This window comes from Streptomyces sp. NPDC050121 (assembly GCF_044460385.1).
In the GTDB taxonomy this organism is placed as follows: Bacteria; Actinomycetota; Actinomycetes; order Streptomycetales; family Streptomycetaceae; genus Streptomyces; species Streptomyces soliscabiei.
In genome coordinates this window covers 510,597-514,382 of the sequence record NZ_JBITJV010000001.1, presented here as the reverse complement: position 1 = coordinate 514,382, position 3,786 = coordinate 510,597, and the positions used below count along the sequence as shown (strand labels likewise).

The following is a 3,786-nucleotide window of genomic DNA, read 5'->3' as shown; positions in this document are numbered from 1 at the left end:
GAGCCATGTCCTGGCTGTACACCGATTCCCGTTGGCGCAGCGGGGCCGTGTGCTCCGCCTGCTGCGGACCACCGGCCGCTCACACCCGCAGAGACCGCCCTGTCACGTGGTACGCCCCACAAGGCGTCCCGGGGCGGAACCAGGCGGCTGGAACACCACTCACCCCCCTCATCGATCGTTTGGAAAGGACACCATGAGCGCATCAGAGGCTCAGGGCCCTCGGCAGGCACCCTCCCAGGCTGCGGAACCGGAACCGGAAGCGGTTGCCACGGCGCCCGGGTCGGCACGGTCCGTGGGTTTGCCGGCTGCTGAAGGGGCCGCCGTCGTCGGCGAGGCGAGCGCCGCCGGAGGAACGGCCGGGAGTGTGCCGTCTGCCGGGGGTGTGGCGCGGTCGGCCACCGGAGAGCCGGAGTCCGGCTCTCCGGTGGCTGGAGCGGTGCGGGAGCCGGGCGTGGCAGGTGCCACCGCTGCCGTCTCTGAGGGGGGCGGGGCGGAGCCGGAGAGCGCCGCCGTTGTTGATGTGGGGGAGGCGGAAGGGGCGCCGGAGGGCATGGCTGAGGCTGGGCCGGTGGCTCCGCCGGGGCGGCCGCACAAGAGTCTGTTGGCTGGGGCGGCCATTGTGGGGGTGTTGTTGATGGCGGTGCCGTTTCTGGTAGGCGGTGACGGTGAGGATGCTCGTGCGGTTCCGGCCGGTGCGACGCCGGGTACGGTGTTGGGTTCCCCGGGGGACGGGGGCGTCTACGGTGCTGTCGGTTCGGCTTCGCCGTCCCCTGGCGGCAGTGCTGGGACGGTTGGTCCGGGCGGGCGTTCCTCCACACCGCGCGCCACCGTTGGCCCGGGCCCGGGCCCGGGCACGGGGGCCGGGCCGGGCGCGTCCGGGAGTGGTGGGGGCGGGAAGTCCGGGGGTCAGGTGGCGGGCCGGGGTGGTGGTTCGTCGTCTTCGGGGAAGACTTCGGCGACGGCCGGGCCGACATCGGGCACGAATTCGTCCACCGGCGCCAAGAATGCGACGTCGGGTGGTTCCACACAGGTCGCCGGTGTCTCCGTCCGGAGCCATGCCTCGGGCCGCTGCATCGATGTGACGGGCGCTGGGCGTGACGGTACGCCGTTGCAGATCTGGGACTGCAACGGGTTGGCGCAGCAGTCCTGGCGTTTCATGAGTGATGGGACGGTGCGGGCGTTGGGGCTGTGTATGGATGTCGCCTGGGGGGCCACCGGTAACGGTGCGGTGATCCAGTTGGCCACCTGCAGTGGTAATCCCGCCCAGCAGTTCCGGCTGAACTCCGCGCACGACCTGGTCAACCCGCGGGCGGACAAGTGCGTCGACGTGAAGGACCGGCAGACCGGCAACGGCACCCGCTTGCAGTTGTGGGACTGCAACGGCCGGGACAACCAGAAGTGGAGCAGGGGCTGATCCGGCCGATCCGTTCCGGTGACCCGTAAACGAAAGAAGCGACCATGAGCACAGAGTGCCTCACCGAACTCGTCGAGTTCGCCCGGCGGAACTCCCCTTACTACCGGGACCGTTACGCCGCGGTGAAGGCCGGAGGCCCTCACCACCTCGAGGACCTCCCCGTCATCGACCAAGACGGTTTCTGGTCGGCCAACACACCCCGGAACAATGGCCTTCTGACCAGCCGACAGTCCGACGGCATCGTTTTCAGGACCGGCGGCACCACCAGCAATCCCAAGCTCACCGTTTACACGCGGTCCGAGTTGCACGCCATGGCTCGACTGTGGGGAGACGGGTACGCGGCGGCCGGCCTGCGTACCGGCGACCGCGTCGCCAACCTCTTCTACGCCGGAGAGCTGTACGCCAGCTTCCTGTTCAACGTGCTCTGTCTGCAGGAGACCTTCGTCCCCGTCGTCCACCTGCCGATCGGGGGTACCCCCTCGCCCGAGGCCATGGCGGAGATGATGGCGGAGCACGAGGCGACCGTCGTGATGTCCACGCCGACCACCCTCAGCCGCGTCGCGGCACACCTGGTGGCCCGCGGGGAATCGCTGTCCTCCGTTCACCTCTTCCTCTTCGCCGGCGAGGCCTTCTACGAGGATCAGCGGCCCCTGATCGCCAAGGCGTTCCCCCATGCGGACGTCCGCTCACTGGGGTACGCGTCGGTGGACGCCGGCGTCCTGGCCGCTCCGGTCGCGGGCGAAACGGACGCGCGGGTGCATCGGGTGCACCATCTGCAGAAGCTGCTGGAGATCGTGGACGAGCACACCGGTGAGCCGATCCGTGAGCCGGGTCGGTCGGGACTGCTGGTGGCCACCGACCTGGTCAGGCGCCTGATGCCGGTCATCCGGTATCCCGTGGGCGATGTGGCGGAATGGGTGGACTACGAGGACCGGCGCTTTCGTCTGCTGGGCCGGTCCGAGACCGGTGCCAGGGTCGGGCCGATCACCGTCTACCTGGAGGATCTGCGGGCCCTGGTCGAGGAAGTGTCGGACGACCAGCTCATAGCGGGCATCCAGGCGGTGCAGTGCCGCCGTGACTCCAAGGACGAGCTGGTCCTGCGGATCGCGGGCAGCATCACCGATCCCGAGCGGTTCGCCGCCTGTGTAGTCGCGCGTTTCGACGAGCTGCGCCCCATGTTCGGCGAGCACGTCAGCGCCGGACTCATCAACCCGCTGAGGGTCGAATACGTCCCGCTGGAGCAACTCCAGGTCAACCCGCGCAGCGGCAAGATCGTCCGGCTGGTCGACCAGCGTCTGGACCGGAGCTGATCCACCGGCTGATCACGGAACGCCGGAGCAATATGCGCAGGTCACCCGGAGCGGTATGGGCCGCCCCGAGCGCGGTGCCTTCGAGGAGTCGCGCGGCCGCCTCGGTCGGGCTGAGCGGACGGAACGGGCCGGTGACCGGCCCAACCGGTCGAGGAAGAGCCGGGAGAGGGCGCCGTTCGCTGACAGCCGGCCCGGGTGGCGACGGCAGGGGTGCTCAGGTCGCCGTTCAGATGCGCGGTGATGCACAGGACGACCGCCCGCAGGACCCGGTGCTCCGGCGAAGGGCCCTTGACGTACGTGGACACCTGCGCCTGGTTGCCCGGGCGTTGCGGATACGTGACCGGGAAGCGGGCCCCGGACCGGGCGAGTTCGGGCCCGTGGTCGGCCTCCACGAAGGCAAGGCGAACAGGACGCCGATGCGGTGGCGGGCGGGCGGAGGAGGGCTCGGGCATGGGTCTTTCCGTCGCCCGGAGTTGTTCGTGTCCGGACGGGCCGATCCGCCTTCCTGTTCGTCCCTTCCAGCGGACTGACTGCTCACAAGACCGTGGTGGCGCCGTACGGTGTTGGTCGTGCGGTCGCCATAATCCTTCCTCTCGGGGCGGCCGGGCGGCCGCCCCCGGGATACACCCCCATCCCGGGGAGGCAGCCGTCTCTCGCCGCCTGTCCCGTCAGGGGGTGCGGCACGAGCCTGTTCGAGCGGACGCCGGAGCGGTCAGCGAACCACGCCGACCGAGATGGTGACCTGGAGCGGATGGCGAGGAGGGGCATCGAGTGGTACTCGGCTACGGCCGACGACCCTGAGATGTGCCGCGCGAAGTGGGCCGACAAACCATGTCGGGCCCACCTGCTTCGGACAGGGCGCCTCTTCGGCGTGGTGGTGATCAGCCGGCGCATCGGCCTGGAGACTTTCGGCCAACTGGTGTGCAACATCAACTGGTTCCAGTTCAACCACTAGGTCTGTCAGGGAGAGGCTCAACACGGATCTGTGGGAGCCGAGGGGTGAGATCCGCCCTTGGCTCCCCGACCGCTTGGGGCTTCCCCAGAATCGCCCTGCCGGGCCGG

At 69.6% G+C, this 3,786-nt stretch carries 3 protein-coding genes; all 3 read left to right on the top strand.

What is annotated here, in order from left to right; translation table 11 throughout:
* Positions 1 to 193 precede the first annotated feature (193 nt).
* The 3 genes from ACIBTS_RS02330 (at position 194) to ACIBTS_RS02320 (ending at position 3,679) form a co-directional block, all read left to right on the top strand.
* Positions 194 to 1,414, top strand: a complete 1,221-nt coding sequence (locus tag ACIBTS_RS02330) for a ricin-type beta-trefoil lectin domain protein (RefSeq protein ID WP_399315922.1) — start codon at positions 194 to 196, stop codon at positions 1,412 to 1,414.
* Positions 1,415 to 1,458: 44 nt separating this feature from the next.
* Positions 1,459 to 2,724, top strand: coding sequence for a phenylacetate--CoA ligase family protein (locus tag ACIBTS_RS02325; protein WP_399315921.1), 1,266 nt, complete (start codon positions 1,459 to 1,461; stop codon positions 2,722 to 2,724).
* A 751-nt stretch (positions 2,725 to 3,475) separates the two neighbouring features.
* Positions 3,476 to 3,679 carry a hypothetical protein gene (locus ACIBTS_RS02320; protein WP_399315920.1) on the top strand — a complete coding sequence of 68 codons (204 nt, stop codon included), beginning with the start codon at positions 3,476 to 3,478 and terminating at the stop codon, positions 3,677 to 3,679.
* Positions 3,680 to 3,786: the final 107 nt, after the last annotated feature.